The organism is Opitutaceae bacterium (assembly GCA_015075305.1).
Lineage (GTDB): Bacteria > Verrucomicrobiota > Verrucomicrobiia > Opitutales > Opitutaceae > UBA6669.
In genome coordinates this window covers 21373-38672 of record JABTUS010000009.1, presented here as the reverse complement: position 1 = coordinate 38672, position 17300 = coordinate 21373, and the positions used below count along the sequence as shown (strand labels likewise).

The following is a 17300-nucleotide window of genomic DNA, read 5'->3' as shown; positions in this document are numbered from 1 at the left end:
CTCGCATCCAATGTCCAAAAAGATCAGCGCGACAACCGTTCAGGCGGATTTCAATGATCTGACCGCAGTCCTCCACTACACAAAGGCCGCGCACGAACTCGGGCTCTGGAACTCGGAACGGCTCCTGATTGAGCGCTATTTTCCGGATCGAAACGCCAGCATCCTTGAGCTTGGCTGTGGCGCGGCCCGCGTCACCATGGCCCTCTGGAGCCTCGGCTTCACCCGGCTCACAGCCATCGATTTTGCGGACCAGCTCATCGATCAGGCGGTCGCTCTTGCAGCCGAGCGTGGCGCGGCAAACATAACATTCCGGCACGCCGACGCCACCTCGCTCCCGCTGGATCTGTGCACAACCCCCTTCGATGGAGTCCTGTTTCTGTTCAATGGGCTCATGCAAATTCCCGGACGTGAACACCGTCGGGCGGCGTTGAGGGAGGCGCGCCGCGTTTGCAAGCCCGGCGCCCCGTTCCTTTTTACGACTCACGACAGGGACGATTCACGCATTGAGCGCTCCCTATGGCGCCTCGAATCCACCCGTTGGTCCATGGGTCTGCAGGATCCGCGGCTGATCGAGTTCGGTGATCGCTATTTCGAGGATGAGGCGGGGCGGACTTTCATGCACCTGCCCACCAGAACCGAAGTCCTGGAGGACCTGGCCGCAACCGGCTGGACCCATGTTTTTGATGAAATGAGGCGCCGACTGGCCAGGGAGAACAAACCAGTTCGCGAGTTCTCTGACGAATGTCGCTTCTGGGTCGCAACTGCCTAGCGTCTCGTGCGCGCCAACCAGCCTGCGGGCCGGTCTTGCACAGATGGCAGCCCGGGGCCTAGAGTGCCGGATTCATGTCCTTCTCGAACGACCGACTTTGGTTGTGGCTGGGGGCCGCGTGCTATCTCGCGGGATTCGCACTTGGAACCGTCGCGATGATCAGGAAACAGCCGCAATCCCGGACATTGATGTACCTGATCGTGAGTGCAGGCTATCTGTTTCAAACCATGGGGCTGTACCTGCGGGGATCCGCAGTGCGGGGCTGCCCCCTCGGAAACCAGTTTGAAATCCTGCAGTTCACCGGCTGGTCCGCAACAACCCTTTATCTGCTGATCGGGGCCACGTTCCGCCTGAGCCTGCTGGGGTACGCAACTTCGATGCTGGCTGCCGCACTCGCCGTCGTGTCACTGAGCATCCCCGCATTTGATGCAACCCGCCGCGTGGGAATCTTTGGCGGCAACCCTTGGATCGAATTCCACGCGGCGCTTGCCCTGTTCAGCTACGGCGTCTTCGCCCTGCTTTCGCTGACCTCCGCGCTTTTTCTTATCCGGCACTCCTCGTTGAAGAGCAAGCGTCTGAGCGGCGCATTCGCGTTTCTGCCCCCGATTGTTGATCTCGATCACATCAGCCTCCGACTGCTGATCGCCGGTGTCGGCCTGCTCGCCGCGTCGCTTGCAGTCGGCTCGGTGTGGTGGTTTCAGGACACCGAGATTGTAAACCTCTCCAAACTGCTCGTGACGGTGGGAATCTGGGCGGCCTACGGAATCGCACTCGCGCTTCGTCTGCTCAACATGCTGCTGCCAAAACGCCTGGCGTGGATCTGCATCCTGCTGTTTGCCGCGGCGCTGCTCTCGCTTGGCCCGGTGGACGCCAGCAGAAACCCCACGTCCCGACCGGTGCCCGCCGCGGACCATTTGCGCATATGAGTGACCGTGCAAACATGCGACCCGCCTTTTTTGTGCTGGGGGCCAGTCATCACTCGGCGCCGCTGGAAATACGCGAGAAACTCGCCCTGACGCCGGAACGTCTCGCCAGCCTGCAACAGGCGATCGAAGGGATGGCCGGGCTGCACGAACTGGCTGTGTTGAACACCTGCAATCGTGTGGAATTCTATGGGGTCGTCGATTCCCCTGTCGTGATCGAGCGACTGCAGGATGAATTTTGCGCCGCGTGCAATCTCCCGGCCTCGCAGCTCGCCCCGATCCGCCACCTCGCAACCGACCGGAACGCAGTCGCCCATCTCATGGCTGTGGCCTCGGGCCTGGAGTCCCAGATGCTGGGCGAGAACGAAATATTTGGCCAGGTGAAAGCCGCCTATCAGTCGGCTCTTGAACGGAAAACCGCGGGCCCGGTGCTTAATCGCATCTTCCAGAAGTCGTTCCAGGGCGCCAAGCAGGTGCGCACGCACACGGCAATCACGCTCGGTCAGGTCAGTGTGGCAAGCGTGGCCGTCGATCTTGCCATCACGATTTTTGGCGATCTCAAGCATGCCCAGGTCCTGCTGCTCGGAGCCGGTGAAATCGGCGAAAAGACAGCGGCCGCCCTTCGCAGCCGGGGCGTTGAATCGCTTACGGTTTCGAGTCGGACGCTGCCAAGGGCCATGGAGCTGGCCACCCGCTTCGGTGGAGCTGCGCTGCCATTCGAAACCATTCCCGTTCACCTTCACAAGTTCGACATTGTGGTCTGCTCGACGTCGTCTCCCCATGCCGTGATCACGCACTTTGCCGCAACAACAGCCCTTCGTCGACGCCCCGCACACCCGATTCTCTTCGTCGACCTGGCGCTGCCACGCGATGTCGAGCCCATCGTCGGCAAACTCGAAAATGCCTACCTCTACAACCTTGACGATCTCGCGCGCATAGCGGAGGGAAATCGTGCCGCCAGACAGGCGGAGGTTTCCAAGGCTCGATTGATCATCGAGAATCGCGCTGAATTGATCTGGAACCAGGTCGATCTCACTTCGTCAGCATCGGCCGGCGGGCGGGCTTCCGGGCCTCCGATGTTGCCGCACGGTTCCTCGCTTCCCGAACTGCGAAGCGGGACCGGTGGTTCCTGAAACAAAAAGACCCGCGCTACAGCACGCGGGTCTCGCCAATGCCCGGAAAGGCGCCGCGGCTACTTTTTGAGAAAGACGATGTCGACCCTGCGGTCCTTTGCGGCCTGCTCCGCCGTGGCGTTTTCAACCGCATCGAGGTCGCCCTTGGAAAGGGTTTCAATGCGATCAGCCGCGATTCCCAAGGACTGAAGGTACTGTTTCGCAGCCACAGCTCGACGATCGCCAAGTGCGAGATTGTATTCCGCCGTGCCTTTCCAGTCACAATGCCCCTCAAGGAGAACGCGTTGCTCCGGGTGTTCACCCAGCAGTTTCTGGGCCTCCTGCAGCTTGGAGCGCTCGGATGCCCGGATGGCCGACTTGTCAAAGTCAAAGTACACGGGATCGACGAGATCGCGGATCTGGTCTCCAATTTCCGTGCCACGTCGCGATTCCAAACCGGCAGCCGATGCATCGGTAACCCCGGACAGGCTTGAATCGACCGGATTAAGACTGTCAGTCCCTCCCCCTCCGGCTCCTTGTCCGAGCACGGTGTCATTGGGCGAGGGACGCTTTGGTTTCTTGCTACAGCCCGCAAATGCAATTGCGGCACCGACAAGGATGAAGGTGAGTTTCTTCGAGAAGAGATTCATGAGATGGGCGGCAGGGTTGACCTTATCAAGCAAGGGTTTTCGATCGGCAAGTCATTAATCCCATCCTCGCGAATTCATCGATGACCCGGGCGGAAATGTGCTTCCTGTTCGACAATGGCTCCCTTCGCGCGACGGCCACCTTGACGCTCCGCAGGCTCGCGGCAGCCATCGAAGCGCGAATCGACTGCCCCGTCAGACCGGTTTCCCTATTGCATTCAAGTGCAATTTCACCGAAGGAGACCGAAGGCCGTCCGGCAGAGCTTCTGGAGCAGGCACTGGAGGGGCAGCTGGCAGCGGGAATGGAGAAGGCCGTCCTGCTTCCCCTGTTCTTTGGCCCCAGTGGAGCCATTGTCGATTATCTCTCCAGGCGAATCAAAGCCATTTCGCGACGATATCCGACCGCGCGAATCCAGCTGGCAAGGTGTGTTGTCAATCCAAGTGAACCGGATGATGTCCGCGTCGCCAGCGCGCTGGCCGAACGCGTTCGCGAGGCAGTGGCCACGATGAGCGGCCCGTCCCGCGCGCAGGTTGTCCTTGTTGATCACGGAAGTCCGAAGCCAGGCGTCGCGGCTGCCCGCAATCATCTCGGGAGGCAGCTGGCAGCCATCCTGGCGGATGGGGTGCACGGAGTCCATGTGGCTTCCATGGAAAGGCGCCCCGGCCCTCGTTTCGCATTCAACGATCCTCTGCTTATTGACCGCCTGACAACCCCGCCGTGCGATTCAGGCGAGGTTGTCATCGCCCTTCAGTTCTTTTCCCAGGGGCGGCACGCGGGACCCGACGGCGACATCGCGGCAATTTGCAGCGAAGCCATGAAGCGGCGTCCCTCGCTTCGCACACGCATGACCGAACCCATCGGGGTTGCCGACCCGCTTGTCAGCGTGCTGGTGGATCGATTCAATGAGGCGCGGCAGTGGACAACCGGCGCCCATTGATTGCGTCAAATGGGCTTTTTCGGCTCGATCAGCCCGATTTCCAACGCGTAGCGGGTAAGGCTGGCGACATCGTGCAGATTCAATTTCCGCATCAGGTTGGTGCGATGATTGTCCACCGTCTTGACGCTGATGTTGAGCTTCGAGGCGATTTCCTTTGTGCTGTGGCTCTCCGCCACCAGCTGCAGAATCTCGCGTTCACGATCCGTGAGGAAATCGCTTGAAGCACTCGCGGACGGATTTGCGACCACATTGCGCAGGAGAGCCGCAACCGCCGGTCCAAAATACGTGCCACCATTCGCGACGGTCTCCAGGCCTTTCTTGAATTCAAAGAGCCCCGCGGTCTTCTCGACAAATCCGTGCGCACCCGCCTCCAGCATTTCGCGCACAAGCATGGGATTCTCGTGGCCTGAAAAGACCAGCACCCGCAGATTCCGCAGTTGCTTGCTGAGGCGCCGAAGCAGGTCGACACCATTGAGGCCAGGCAGCTTGGCATCGAGCACAATGACATCGGGAAGCACCTCAAGGCAAAGCGCATAGGCGCTCTGTCCGTCACCGCTCTCTCCAACCAGCTTGTAATTCATGTCCGTGCGCAGGATCTCAACGAGCATCTCCCGGATGGCGGTTTGGTCTTCAACGATGACAAGACGTTTCATGCAGTGGAGATATTTCGATGAATTGGGAGCCTGGGGCGGATCAAATAAACAATAGTGCTTAGGACGTAGTTCGGGCCACCAGAGAATCCACTGTCAGCTTTCATCGATCTTTTACATCTCAATCGCCCCATCCGTGACGAACCGATCAGGCAATGGTTTCTCCACATTTGAAGCCCCATCCCATTCTCGCAGGATGTTGTGGAGTCGCCTGTTCTCTGTGCGCGCTCTTGTTTGCAGGCTGCTCAGCGACCGCTGGCACGGATTCCGGCACAACCGCAGGCCATGAAAGCCTGGGACCCGATCCAGGCCGGCCTTCACAGTCCGCCAGACTGGAAGCATGGCGCGATGCCGCAAATCTGGCCTCAATGGGCCAGGAAAGAACCTCCGTTGCGGGAGGGGGTGAATCCATGGCCCCGGTATACAACGAGGACACCTTTCTGGTGATTGCGAAGGCTCGGTATGAGGATCTCCAATCCGGAATGAAGGTGGCGTACCGGACCCGCGGTGGACGGCAGGTGGTGCATCAGCTGGTTGACCCAACTCCCGACGGCTGGCGGGTTCGCGGCATCAACAACGGTGAAGTCGACAGTGAACGAGTGACTGCCGACAATCTTCTTGGAATTGTTTACGCCTCGGTCGATGCCTCGATCGCATCCAGCGAGCCCCCGGCACGCCCTCGGTAAAAAGCACTATCTGACGGTGACTCAAGGGGAATGGTGGGTCGACTGGGATTCGAACCCAGAACCAACGACTTAAAAGGACGCTGCTCTACCGTTGAGCTATCGACCCCCATGAGCTGCAATTCTCTCTCAAACCAACACAGCGACAATACTGGAGTTAGTCGAAATCATTCCATTTCGGCATCTTGCACACTTGGAGTGTGAAGTCTGGCGGAAAAACGCAGTGCTGACAGGGAAAGAACGGGAATTCACGGATCGCTCCGGAACTCTTCAAACCCCGGTTACTACCGGCTGACCAAGATGCCGGGCAAGCAGAATTTCCCGAGGGTGCGACATCATTCCTCTGTGAGTCGCATGGTGCCTCTGTTGGGTGGAGCGTCCAAACGACTCAATCCTCGGTGAGTCAGACGAGGCAACGAATCTCAAAGATTCTCGCAAAGGCATCGCCGTTGGTTGCGTGAACATGCACGCGAAGGCCGCGCAAATGGGCGGAGTTCAACGGATGTCGTCGGAGTCTCTGGTGGTTGCCATGTATCGATTCAATCGAGAACCAACCTTGAGAATCCGAAGTCCACCCCTGGATCTCATAGTCACGCACTGTTTCAGGCTGTGGGCCGCGAATGATGCCACTGTTGATGTGATCAGATGAGCTCAGCGTGAGCTCACGTTGAAACCCGGTGTCAAAGATCAACTGAACCATGCGAATCGGCTTCGATTCATTCCAGAACAATTCAATCCAAGCGCCCCACGATTGCATACGCCCGGCCCAATGGTTGATTGCGGGACCGATCACGACCCCGGCGTCTGACATGCGCAGGGGAACATTGAGCTCGGGCGTGGACTTGACACACTGACTTGGAAAGTCGCGCAGCCAGCCATTCACGACATTGCAGGCCACCGCCCCACCCTCTTCCGCCGATGCGGTGATCCGAGCCTCACGCGCAATGTCATTTTCAGCTTCGCCGCGGATACCCTTGATCGTTTGATCATCGGATATCAGGCTTTGCTGAAGCTCAAGGAGCCGGTGTTTCTGCTGGTAAACCTGACGCGGCGTGATTCCGTGTCGAACGCAGACCGCCGCCGCGGTGCCGATCGCCTGCCCCACGACGCTGCATGTGCCCATGACTCGCGTCGACGTGAACGCGACATGGCTCGCGCTAATGTTGCGACCGGCCATGAAGAGATTGCGAATGTTTCGACTGTAAAGTGAGCGAAGCGGAATGTCATACACCTCCTTCGTGGCAAGCTGCACTCCGGGGGATTCGCCGGCGCTGTCGAATCCCCCGGAAGGATGGTCGTCCATGGGCCAGCCTCCAATCGCGACGGCATCTTCAAAGTTCCCACCGTCGATCAAGTCCTGCTGGGTAAGTATATGGTCTCCGACAATACGGCGACTCTCCCGCTTGCCTGGCACCATGCCGAACCATTCGAGCGCCCAGTTTGCGCTTTCCGGAAACCGTCCGCTGTTCTTGATGTGATCCCAAATGCCCATGACGATTGCCAGCAATTCAAAGCGGATGAGCTCATTGTCACCGATCGTGTCGACATGCCCACCCCACTCGATCCACCAATAGCCGTATTCCCAGGACTTGATCGTGCGGTGCCGCAGCTGTTCGCTGTCGATCCTGCGGGCCCAAGACGGAGGGCTGAATGGCATGGGTGCATTGTGCTTCCGCGATATGAAAAGAATGCTGCTTCCCAAGACCTCTCGATCCGCCACTTCGGGAGCAAGTGATTCGCTGAACTCAGCACGCGATTCGCGTCCACGACGGGTCTTGGCTCCCGCTTCCAAGGCGAGGCGGGAATCCCCTGTGCAGTCACAGAAGATGTCGGCGTGAATGCGATAAATCCGCTCTGTGGCGTCGCTCCGCACCACCACCTCCTCAATGACTCCCCCGCTCGTTTCGGCGGAAACCAAGACACTGTCGAGCAGCAGGGTGATATTGGACTCCGTGATCACCTTGTCGTAGAGCAGCAGATCCCACATTTCCCGGCAGCGCTGGGGGTTGCTGACTGCGTCGTCGAGACGCAGTTCCTCCAATATGCCGCCTTCGCGCCAGCCCGGTCTATTCTTGTGCCAGTTGGCGCCGACGATATGCATCCGAACCTCGCTGGAGGCATTGCCGCCAAGCCTGGAGCGATTTTGCACCAGCACCACCCTTGCGCCGTTCCGCGCGGCCGCAATCGCCGCGCATACGCCCGCCATGCCGCCACCAGCCACCACCACATCTGTCGACAGCTGGATCACGGGCAGGCCGGAATCTGCAGTGGTCCTCTCTCCCCCGGGGTTTAACGACAAGAATTTTGACCGGATTGGATCAGCTGGCGGAATAGCGGTGGACATGGAGGAGTTGAGGAGCGGCAAACGGCCGGTTAGTCCGCGACGCGAATCATGAAGCGCTGACCGTCTTGCGCACCGGCACTGTGAATCGAAAGTTGATCGAAAGAGCGCATCAGCGAAAGATGGAGACATGAAACAATTCCGTGACATCGACCAACCGAGCGTTGCTGAATGCGTTAAACGACAGTCTTTGCGGCCGCTGGGAAGATCGGAGTGAGAATTGGAGGAAGCGCCCTGCAACTTAACGCTTTCAGTGAGCGACCCATTGGCATGGCATCAGCGAGTTCCAGACTGCCGTCACGGCTCTCCAACCCGCCCTCCGTTGAGTTCGATCAATCCAATCAACCCGTGCGCATTCCCATCGTGATCCCCGTCAACACCCTCCGCATCGTGCTCGTTTGGGTTGCCATTCTCGGAGCCACGGAAATCGGATGCCAGGCGGCCGATGCCGCAGTTGGATCCCCACTCCCCCTGTGGTCCGAAGGCTGCCTCGATATTCACCATATCAACACCGGTCGGGGGGAAACCGCGTTTCTCATCCTGCCCGATGGAACCACACTGCTTGTGGATGCAGGAGCGGCGCCGCCCGAGGCTGGCTGGAGCACCCCGCCCAAGCCCGACGGTGCGCGCAGCGCGGGTGAATGGATCGCCCGCTATATTGCACACATGCTCCAGCGCTTTCCGGAAAAGCGGATCGACCAGGCGGTCATCTCCCATTTTCACATCGATCACATGGGGGCGATAAGCGCCAAATCACCGGTCTCCTCGTCCGGAGCCTATCAACTGGGAGGGCTGACCGAGATCGCCGAACACATCCCGATCCGCCGTCTGTTCGATCGGAATTGGCCGGAGTACAACTGGCCGCTGCCGCTCGTGGATCTGAAGATGCAGAATTACCGCAAGTTCATTGACTGGGAGAGCACTCATCGGGGAATGCGCGTCGAACGCGTTGAAGCCGGACGCAATGATCAGATCGGTTTGGTGCGAAACAAGTCACGTTTTCCGGAATTCGAAATCCGCAACATCGCGGTGAATGGTCATGTCTGGACCGGTGTCGGTTCCGTCTCGCGCAATCATTTTCCGGCACTGTCCGCTTTGCCCAAAACAAACTACCCGGCCGAGAACAAGTGCAGCATCGCCCTGCGGATCTCCTACGGGAAGTTCGACTATTTCACTGGCGGCGACCTCGACGTGCGGGACGTGGAGATCGCGAATCCCAGCGATCAATGGAAGGACATCGAACGACCCGTGGCCATGGCCACAGGGCCAGTGGAGGTCTACAAGGTCAACCATCACGCCAACTACGACGCGAGCAGTCCTTTCTTCCTGAGTGTCCTGCGACCGAAGGTGAGCGTGGCATCCACTTGGGGCGCAAGTCAGCCCGCGATGAGCGTGCATCGCCGGCTGCTCTCGACTCACACCTACCCGGGTCACAGGGACGTGTTCTACACGAACATGATGGAGGCCACGCTATCCGCCCTGCATATCGACCGCACCAAAACCCCGGCGGGACATGTCGTCGTCCGGGTGACGCCCGGCGGTGGAGAATTCTTCGTGTATGTGCTCGACGACACCGACGAATCCTATCGGATCAAGGCCGTGTTCGGACCGTATCGATCCGATTGAACCTTCATCCACCGCGGTACTCCCCCCATGCCAAGACTTCTCGGCGTCACTCTCGCCGACGTGGCGCGCGCCGCCGGATTGAGTACCGGCGGCGCATCCTACGCTCTTCGCGGCCATCCGAGCATACCCGCCGGCACAGTCGAGCGAGTTCGGCAGATTGCGGCGAAGATGAACTATCGTTCCGACCTGCGCGTCAGCTCCCTGATGGCAACCATCCGGCGGGGCCGCATGCTCGCGCAGCCCGAAACGCTGGCTTTTGTCTGGGTGAACACACCCAGGAAAACGGACAACCTGCCGATCCACCTGCAGCATTACGTGAAGGTGCTGGTCCAGGCCGCCCGGCAGCGTGCCGAACAGCTCGGATCAGGCATTGAGGAATTCTGGCTCGGGCAGTCAGGCCTGACACCGCACCGGCTCCATTCCATCCTCCGCGCACGGGGAATCTCCGGCGTCCTCATCTCCCCCGCCGCTGGCAACCAGTGCGTTGCGATTGACTGGGACTGGCAAGTCCTGGCTCCGGCCATCATCGGAAGCACCGAGATCTCACCGGTGATCAACCGCGCGGCGCACTACCATTTTCGCAGCGTCTGGCGTACGTTGGAGCGGCTCCGCGTGGAAGGAAGAGCGCGCCCCGCCGCGATCCTCAGCGAAACGGTGCAGGGCAGAATTCACCGCATGCAGCACGCCGCGTTCATCACCCATCATCCAACACCCGCGATCGCGCACAAGGCCGTGCGCTTCTGCGAACCTGGTGAATTTCGGAGATTGGGCCGCTGGCTCAAAAGCTTCCGGCCCGATGCCTTGTTGCTGGGCTGGCAGGTGGACGAGAGGATCCTCGAGCAATTGCGCGAGCTGGCCCCTCAGGCCAGCCGGATCGTTACCTTGGACTGGCATCCGCACGGCGTGCTTCCGGGCATTGATCCCTGCAACGAGGTCATCGCTTCCAATGCAGTGGATCTCGTAATCGCACAATTGCACCGCAACGAATGTGGCGTCGCACCGCTTCCGACCACGGTACTGCTGGATGGAGAGTGGCGCGAGACCTCGTGACGGTGCGAAGAACGCGATGGAGCAAAGCGCGCTTGGAGTCTGACACCTGACCCAGCGCTTGGGACAGCACCAGGCAGCCCACGGCTAGCATCCGCAGCCTCCCCTTCGGCCGGATCGGCAAACGGATGCCAGCACACCTCATGACGATCCCGCTAGAACTTGTAGGTGAAATCCAGCGCGTACGTCCTGTCCTGATCCATTTCGTAGCGATTCATCTCGAAAGGTGCGAGATAGCCCTGCTTCACCCCCTGGTTGGTCAGGTTCCTTGCCTGCAGCTTCACGATGAAGTTCTGTGTAAGAGAATACCGGATGCCCACGTCGAGGCGTTCAGACTCGCGCAGCCAGTAGGTCGTCCACGGATAGAGACCGAGCGAAATCGGACTCTTGCCCTTCCAGTTGTAAGAGATGCGGATCTCGCCCTTCTTCCGCGGAAACGTGTAGAAAATCGTCGCGTTGGCCATGTAGTCGGGCTGGTACTGGAGTGACTTCAAGCGCACATAGGTCGTGCCGGAAAGGTAGTTCATTTCGGCCCACAATTTGGTGTAGTTGAGCGCAACACCCACGCGCTTCTCAAAGACGCCCGGCAGCCCCGGAATCGCATTGTGCATCAAGGCGACTTCCACCCCGCGAATCTTCGATTGCGAGGAATTGTACGGCTGGGTCGCCCTGTAGACAACACCGTCGATCTCCTCGTCGACAGCCTGGGTGTAGATGTCGTCCTTGATGTCCTTTGCGAATCCGGTCAGCGATGCCATTCCGTCCTTGCTGAAGAAGTATTCCAGGGCGAGGTCGTAATTGGTGGAGCGGCGCGGCTTCAGGTTCGGGTTGCCACGCGTGATCGTCAGGTTCTCATCATTGCGGATCACCGCCTGGGCGATATCGTCGAACTGGGGACGGCCGAGCGACTTGCTGACGGCGGCCCTGGCGCGAAGGCCGGGAGTGAAGTAATGGGTCACGATGGCGGAGGGCAGCAGGTTTTCCCATGTGCCGCCGGACGGGGTGAACGTCCCGTCAAAAGCACCGCTGGCACCGGCGAGCGGAGAGCGAGCGTCGTAGTCCACCTTGTCGTAGCGCGCGCCCGCGATAAGCTTGGTGCTTTCCCAACTGTATCTCGCCGAGACGTACGCGGCGAACAACTGTTCCTTGTAGAAGTAGTCGCTTTCCCAGGAAGCGTTCCTGGTTGAGTTCTGGTTGACCGCCAGGTTCGGGAGCACGGTCTGCGCGAACTGGGTGTAGTTGACCCAAACCACCGGATAGGGGTAGTTCACCGAACGAAAGTCGGGCACAAATCCCATCCCGGTCAACGGGGCGCTGTTGTTGACGAAGTTCGTGGTGGTGCCGTCGCGGCTGACCTCCGTCTCGCGCCAATCGGCGCCGGCGGCGTACCCGAAGCCGGGACTGTTGTTGGAATAGTTCTTCTTGTAGTCGATTCGGACCTGCTTGGAGTCCACCTTGGAATCGACGATGTTGATCGGTGCCGAGCTCAGGCGGAAGCTTGAGACGCTGGCCAGAGCATCCGCGTTCTCAACCGTGGTCTTCGGGAACAGGCTGCCGCTGTAATCAAACGTGACAAAGGAAGAAGGCGGGCTGTAGAGGAACGTGACGGTCTCATCCTTGTTGTAGAATTCGTTTTGATAGGCTCCGGCGCGCAGTTCGAGCGTGGAGTCGGTGCTGAGCCTGCCCTCCACCTTGAAAATGAGGCCGCGGGTTTCCTGCGCAAAACGATCGTAGCTGTAGATGGAGCGAACGCGGCCGATCTTGAAACGGCCGACATCGGGGCTCGGGCGGGTGAGGGCGGTGAAGGTCTCAAGATAGAACTGATCGAGGTCCTGATCCTCGAACTTCTTGTAGTCAAATCCAAGCAGCGACACCGACCAGACGTCGGAAATGCGATACTCAAACTTGGCCGAACCGCCGTACATCTCGGAGTACTTCGTGTAGTCCATCGGGCGGTAGATCGTCGGGAAAGGATGCAGGCCATCCCAATTCGAGAGGTTGCTGGCCGCTGTTGTGCTGGTGGGGGTGTAATACACACGACCGTTGGGATTGGTCTTGGTGTAGCTGTAGTCCCGCTGGCGATAGACGCCGCTGAGGACCACGCCGAACCGGCCATCGCGGCCAAAACGATTCACATACAATCCCGACAGGGCGCCGCCAATCGGCCTGTTCTTGTAGTTGCCGGTGCGGGTGTAGAAGTCGGAAATGTATTTGCCCTGGCCCGTCTCGCCGGTCAGCTGCAGCCGGATGTTCGCGGTGCGCCGGTCCTTGAGCGCGCTGTATGGCTCGATGTTGGTGACGCCCCCGATGGCCCCGGCATCCAGGTCGGCGGTGAAACTCTTGTACACGCGGGTGGTGCGTGAAATCTGCGTGGGAATCAGGTTCAAGTCCACGCGGCGCAGGCCGTCGCCGTTGTTGGCAGTGGAAAACATTGTTATGCCGTCGAACGAGGTGTAACTCAGATCGGCAGGAATGCCTCGCACGGAAACATAGGACGCCTCCTGCTCGCCGTAGAGCGTCTGCATCGCACTGATGCCCGGCAGCCGGATCAGTGCGTCGGCCAGATTCTCATCAGCCAGGTTCCCGAGTTCGTCCATCGTCAGGCTGTCCGCAATATTCAGGGTCTCACGGCGGTTCTCCACTTCCTCAAGGCTTCGCAGCGCCGTTCCGGTGACCTGCAGCGCGTCCAGGCTCACGACGTCCTCCCTGCCATGCGAACTGGCCGACGGAGCGGAAGATTGCGCGAAACCGCAGCTCAGGGTGACGAGGATGGAAAAAACGCCGGTGACAATTGCCGGGCAGGACGGGTTCGATCGGAGCAGCATTCGTTTGTTCATGGGTCAGGATGATTGGCTTGGGGATGACACGGCGGGTTCTCTTCCGCCGTGCGGGGGCGGAAGGGCCCACCAGTGCTGGACAACGGATTTGCAGGCGTTTCCCCGGCGGAAACAACCCGCGCCCCATTGAATGCGTTAAGTTCGGCATGACGGGGAGCGGCTGGCCCGACTCGTTTGAAAAGGGAGCCACGCGGTGCCTCCGCAGCGAGGGCGGGATCGACGGGAAGGGTTGAACGCACGTGAGGTGGGGCTCTCAGCTTGTTGAATATTTATTCAGCGTTTTGATTCATATAGGGGAAGCCGGCGACCGAATCGTGTCAAGCCTTTCGGTCCCCATGCGCATCAATCCCCGCCCACACGCCCCTCATGGCCGGCGGTGGATCGCCTTGCGCAGGGGCGGTGCCAGCACCGATAGCGTCTGGCGGTCTAGATTGTTGATGCGTGACAATCTCGTCCATCGGCAGCATTTCCTGCTCCAGCATGCGGATGGCCACTGGATAACAATGGGATCCCAGATGCGCACCATGCACAATTCATCCATTCACTGAAGACGTTAAGCAGCGCGCTCACAGGGAGGGTGACGCACCCGGTTGTTCGGTCACCCCCCACTGCTCACTTCAGTTGCGCAAGCAGGTTCAGGATTGCTCCGATGTCACCGTGCTGAATCTTCTCAATGTCCCCGGAGCTCAGCTTCATTGAGAGCACCTTTTCAAACAAGGCCGCCACGATGCGCGAAATGTCGGGCTTCTCGGCTGTGCCGCTGATATTGAGCGCCAGTGAGAGTGGAATGTACCCCAGACTGTCACGCGTGTCGCCCAGCAGGTTTCCCTTCTTCATTATTTCCGCCGCCCGGCCACGGGCGGCTCCGCTCAGTTTCAAGGTCAGCGCCTGCTTCCAAATTGGAACATCCGGCCGGTACTTGAGTCCGCCTGAACCCACGAATCGGAGCTCGGGGGAAGTGATCGTGAGGTCGCGAAGCACCGTGTCCATCGACGTCGAGCCGCCCGCATCCAGCGTGAGCTGATCAAATTTCAGCTCCGCAATCAGCTTCACAATGGCCTCCAACTCACCGAGGCGCTCCGCCACTGCGTGCGCCTTGGAAGCGGCGCCGCCCAGACCGCCCGGCAGCCTGGCTCCAAGCACACCCGCTATCGAAGCAATGGCTCCCACCTCATCTGTCCGCTTGAGCAACTGCGCACGGGCAGCGCTGATCGCGTTGACATAGTTCGATGGCACGGGACGAAAGAGCCCGCCCCTGCTCGACACCTTTACTCCACCCGACGCCTGGTCAAACAACCTGGCGAGACTCTCGCCCGATGAAGTAACCTCGCTGCTGATATTGAACTTTCCCTCGACCACTGGCAGCGCGGAACCGTCGCTGAATGCCTTGAGCGTCGCTCCCGAATCCAGGCCGGTGACATCCAAATCCGCCTTCAGATGAAAAGGCGTGGGCCTTGAGGGGTTGAAGGTCACATCCCCGGTAAGCGCCACCTTTCCCCCTGGTCCCAGCAATGCGTTGAGTTCCTTCAAGGTGACGACCGTATCTGAAATCGACAGACTGCCCTTGAGGTCGCGAACTGACAGGTCCGGAGAATAGATCACCTTCTGGAAATCAAATGAAAGGCCGCCTCCGACTCCCTCCCATGGCGGCCCGCCTCCCTGCGTCGATTGGGGAGCCGGTTCCGTTGTCGGCCCGCCTCCGGCGAATGGCGCGAGCAGGAATTTCACATCCTCCACATTCATCTCGGTGCTTGAAACTCGCGCATCGAGATCGACGCCCGTTTTCACCGTTTTTCCCCTGGCATTGATCATGAGGTCGCTCTTTCGACCCGCACGCTCGACCAGCACAGGCACGCTCGCGGCAAATGCACCTCCCGTCTCGAGCCTTCCCCGAATCTCCACCGACACCTTCGGGAGCACTTCACTGACCGCGGGGGAGGCCAGATCCGAGAGGGTGATCTCCGCCGCCACATCCTGCGCGGCTCCACTGGTCGCGGTGAATCTCCCACTCATCGTTCCGCGCGAAAGAACCGGCGTGCCACCAATCAACGGCTGCGCCAGCAATGCGGGAAGGTCCACCGAAAACGCACCTGTCGCCTTGAGCGGTTCCTTTTCCTCCGCCGACTGGCCTGCCTTGATCGAGAGAGTCATCAGGTTGCTCTTCCCGCTTCTTGCCGAAAAATCCGTGACCTCCGCCTGCCAGCCCCGCGAGGTCACATCCGCGGACAGGCTAAGGCTGAGCGTGGCATCGCGGACGATGGGCCTGCCATCGTCAGAGAGCGAAAACGGCGAAATTGTCATCGGACCCTGGGGACGAAGGGCAAACCCGCCAGAAGTGGACATCACCGCAAAGGTGCCTCTCGCTTCACCGCCACTCAGCGAGGTCTTGCCGAGGAACGGTTGAATCCACTCCAGCGGGAACGACTCCACATCCAAGGTCATCAATGCGCTGCCGGCGTCCGTCACACGAATCTCACCGCTTTTGCCATCGTACTCAAATGACTGCCGGGCATTGATCTGAAGCACGGGGGAGTTTCCGTCGACCCTCGCCTTCAAGGACCTCACGCGAAGGAGATCTCCGGCCTTTTCAACCGAGAAATCCGCGCTGAGTCTGAGTGAACCCACCCGGGCGAGTTCCCTCTGCAGAACCTCGAGCCTTCCAAGCGAGAGGTCGATCCGCCCGCTCGCGGCGATCTCATCAAATGTGGTGGTCAGTTCGAAGGTCGTTTCCGTCTTCGCATCGAACTCGGGAACCGAGTACCCAAGCGCGAAAGGAGCGAGATCCGCATCGCGCGCCGCAAGCTGTATTTTCCCCGAGAGTCTGCCGCCACCAGCGGGCAGGGCCGCATCCAGCTTCACGAGCGATTTGCCGTCCGACTCGATTTGCAGTGCATACTGCTCCGTTCGCTGCGGCCCGCGTGCTGCCGCGAGTTCCAGACGCAATGCCGCTCCGTTTGGCATCGATGCTCCGGACGCCCTGAGATCGCTGCCAAATGTCACGCGATCAATTGAGGACGGCGTGTCCATGTGCAGTCCGACGCTGCCATTGCAGCTCAGCGCCGACACGGTGCCGCTTCCGCTCGCATCGGCCTGGATGATGAATTTCGCCTCCCTGCCAGAGCCGAGCCCGCCACCCGTGATGACAATTCGCGCCCTGGACGACCGGCCGGCTTCGGCGGGAAAGATGATGTCGCCCGCAAGATCCAACGCATCCACCGACAGATCGACCGGGAAATTGAGTTCGCTGAAAATTCCATGAAACGCATCGGACTTCACCGCAGGCTCGGCATTCGCCGAGGACAAGACCGCCAGGTAGCCCGCCAGACCGCGGCGCCCCCCGCGAACGTCCCCGGCAAGCTTGTCCGGAGCAGTCAGATCCAGCGTCCATCCGTGCGCGTAAAGACGCCGGACAGCGACATGCTTCCGGGCCGCCTTTATCACAGGGACATCGATCACGGCTGATGGCAGCACGAGAACCATTCCCGGGCGCGCAATGCGAATCGAACTCAGTTCAACCCGATCCAGGCCAACCGAAACCCGGCCTATCTCCGCCTTCAAATCCTTCTGGCCGGCAACGGCGCGACGCGCCGCCCAGGTTTGAAATCCCGAATTCAATCCCACGCCAGCCGCAACGATCAGCAGCACCACCAGCGCAATCACGACGTACAGCAGGATGCGCACGGATCTCATGCCCGGAATTCAAGTCGGTTTCCGAAAGAATGCGAGC

Annotated in this window: 12 protein-coding genes and 1 tRNA gene; 7 read left to right on the top strand and 6 right to left on the bottom strand. The window is 59.9% G+C overall.

All coding sequences use genetic code 11. The annotated features are described in order from the left end of the window. The first annotated feature begins 10 nt into the window (after nucleotides 1-10). The 3 genes from HS122_16540 (at nucleotide 11) to HS122_16530 (ending at nucleotide 2825) form a co-directional block, all read left to right on the top strand. Nucleotides 11-769 (top strand): class I SAM-dependent methyltransferase, encoded by a 759-nt coding sequence (locus HS122_16540; GenBank protein ID MBE7540005.1) that lies wholly within the window; start codon nucleotides 11-13, stop codon nucleotides 767-769. Between the two features lie 74 nt (nucleotides 770-843). Next, a complete protein-coding gene (ccsA, locus tag HS122_16535) occupies nucleotides 844-1695 on the top strand; it encodes a cytochrome c biogenesis protein CcsA (protein MBE7540004.1) in 852 nt (283 codons plus the stop codon). Continuing rightward, nucleotides 1692-2825: a glutamyl-tRNA reductase gene (locus tag HS122_16530; GenBank protein MBE7540003.1), complete on the top strand. Its 1134-nt coding sequence runs from the start codon at nucleotides 1692-1694 to the stop codon at nucleotides 2823-2825. The genes ccsA and HS122_16530 overlap by 4 nt, the downstream gene beginning before the upstream one ends. A gap of 59 nt (nucleotides 2826-2884) precedes the next feature. Here the strand turns inward: HS122_16530 and HS122_16525 are convergent, their stop codons facing one another. Continuing rightward, entirely contained in the window at nucleotides 2885-3454 is a 570-nt protein-coding gene (locus HS122_16525; GenBank protein MBE7540002.1) for an OmpA family protein, read from the bottom strand. Between the two features lie 80 nt (nucleotides 3455-3534). Here HS122_16525 and HS122_16520 point away from each other — a divergent pair, with 80 nt between their 5' ends. Continuing rightward, complete coding sequence (locus HS122_16520; protein ID MBE7540001.1) at nucleotides 3535-4389, top strand: cobalamin biosynthesis protein CbiX; 855 nt, start codon at nucleotides 3535-3537, stop codon at nucleotides 4387-4389. 5 nt (nucleotides 4390-4394) lie between these two features. On the opposite strand, the gene HS122_16515 is transcribed toward HS122_16520, so the two are convergent. After that, nucleotides 4395-5042, bottom strand: coding sequence for a response regulator transcription factor (locus HS122_16515; protein MBE7540000.1), 648 nt, complete (start codon nucleotides 5040-5042; stop codon nucleotides 4395-4397). Between the two features lie 407 nt (nucleotides 5043-5449). On the opposite strand from HS122_16515, the gene HS122_16510 reads away from it, so the two are divergent. Then, nucleotides 5450-5725, top strand: coding sequence for a S24/S26 family peptidase (locus HS122_16510; GenBank protein ID MBE7539999.1), 276 nt, complete (start codon nucleotides 5450-5452; stop codon nucleotides 5723-5725). A 31-nt stretch (nucleotides 5726-5756) separates the two neighbouring features. On the opposite strand, the gene HS122_16505 is transcribed toward HS122_16510, so the two are convergent. Both HS122_16505 and HS122_16500 read right to left on the bottom strand, forming a co-directional pair. Further along, nucleotides 5757-5831: transfer RNA gene (locus tag HS122_16505), tRNA-Lys, on the bottom strand. Between the two features lie 294 nt (nucleotides 5832-6125). Next, nucleotides 6126-8066 (bottom strand): FAD-dependent oxidoreductase, encoded by a 1941-nt coding sequence (locus tag HS122_16500; protein MBE7539998.1) that lies wholly within the window; start codon nucleotides 8064-8066, stop codon nucleotides 6126-6128. A gap of 345 nt (nucleotides 8067-8411) precedes the next feature. Between HS122_16500 and HS122_16495 the strand changes: the two genes are divergently transcribed. Both HS122_16495 and HS122_16490 read left to right on the top strand, forming a co-directional pair. Beyond that, nucleotides 8412-9689: an MBL fold metallo-hydrolase gene (locus HS122_16495; GenBank protein MBE7539997.1), complete on the top strand. Its 1278-nt coding sequence runs from the start codon at nucleotides 8412-8414 to the stop codon at nucleotides 9687-9689. 27 nt (nucleotides 9690-9716) lie between these two features. Then, a complete protein-coding gene (locus tag HS122_16490) occupies nucleotides 9717-10739 on the top strand; it encodes a LacI family DNA-binding transcriptional regulator (GenBank protein MBE7539996.1) in 1023 nt (340 codons plus the stop codon). A gap of 152 nt (nucleotides 10740-10891) precedes the next feature. Here the strand turns inward: HS122_16490 and HS122_16485 are convergent, their stop codons facing one another. Then, nucleotides 10892-13573: a TonB-dependent receptor gene (locus tag HS122_16485; protein MBE7539995.1), complete on the bottom strand. Its 2682-nt coding sequence runs from the start codon at nucleotides 13571-13573 to the stop codon at nucleotides 10892-10894. A gap of 612 nt (nucleotides 13574-14185) precedes the next feature. Beyond that, nucleotides 14186-17263: a hypothetical protein gene (locus HS122_16480; protein ID MBE7539994.1), complete on the bottom strand. Its 3078-nt coding sequence runs from the start codon at nucleotides 17261-17263 to the stop codon at nucleotides 14186-14188. Between the last annotated feature and the right edge of the window lie 37 nt (nucleotides 17264-17300).

Coding starts and splice junctions, on each gene's coding strand:
- HS122_16520 (MBE7540001.1), top strand. CDS start 3,535: ATGACCCGGGCGGAAATGTGCTTCCTGTTCGACAATGGCTCCCTTCGC.
- HS122_16490 (MBE7539996.1), top strand. CDS start 9,717: ATGCCAAGACTTCTCGGCGTCACTCTCGCCGACGTGGCGCGCGCCGCC.
- HS122_16525 (MBE7540002.1), bottom strand. CDS start 3,454: ATGAATCTCTTCTCGAAGAAACTCACCTTCATCCTTGTCGGTGCCGCA.
- ccsA (MBE7540004.1), top strand. CDS start 844: ATGTCCTTCTCGAACGACCGACTTTGGTTGTGGCTGGGGGCCGCGTGC.
- HS122_16480 (MBE7539994.1), bottom strand. CDS start 17,263: ATGAGATCCGTGCGCATCCTGCTGTACGTCGTGATTGCGCTGGTGGTG.
- HS122_16515 (MBE7540000.1), bottom strand. CDS start 5,042: ATGAAACGTCTTGTCATCGTTGAAGACCAAACCGCCATCCGGGAGATG.
- HS122_16500 (MBE7539998.1), bottom strand. CDS start 8,066: ATGTCCACCGCTATTCCGCCAGCTGATCCAATCCGGTCAAAATTCTTG.
- HS122_16510 (MBE7539999.1), top strand. CDS start 5,450: ATGGCCCCGGTATACAACGAGGACACCTTTCTGGTGATTGCGAAGGCT.
- HS122_16485 (MBE7539995.1), bottom strand. CDS start 13,573: ATGAACAAACGAATGCTGCTCCGATCGAACCCGTCCTGCCCGGCAATT.
- HS122_16530 (MBE7540003.1), top strand. CDS start 1,692: ATGAGTGACCGTGCAAACATGCGACCCGCCTTTTTTGTGCTGGGGGCC.
- HS122_16540 (MBE7540005.1), top strand. CDS start 11: ATGTCCAAAAAGATCAGCGCGACAACCGTTCAGGCGGATTTCAATGAT.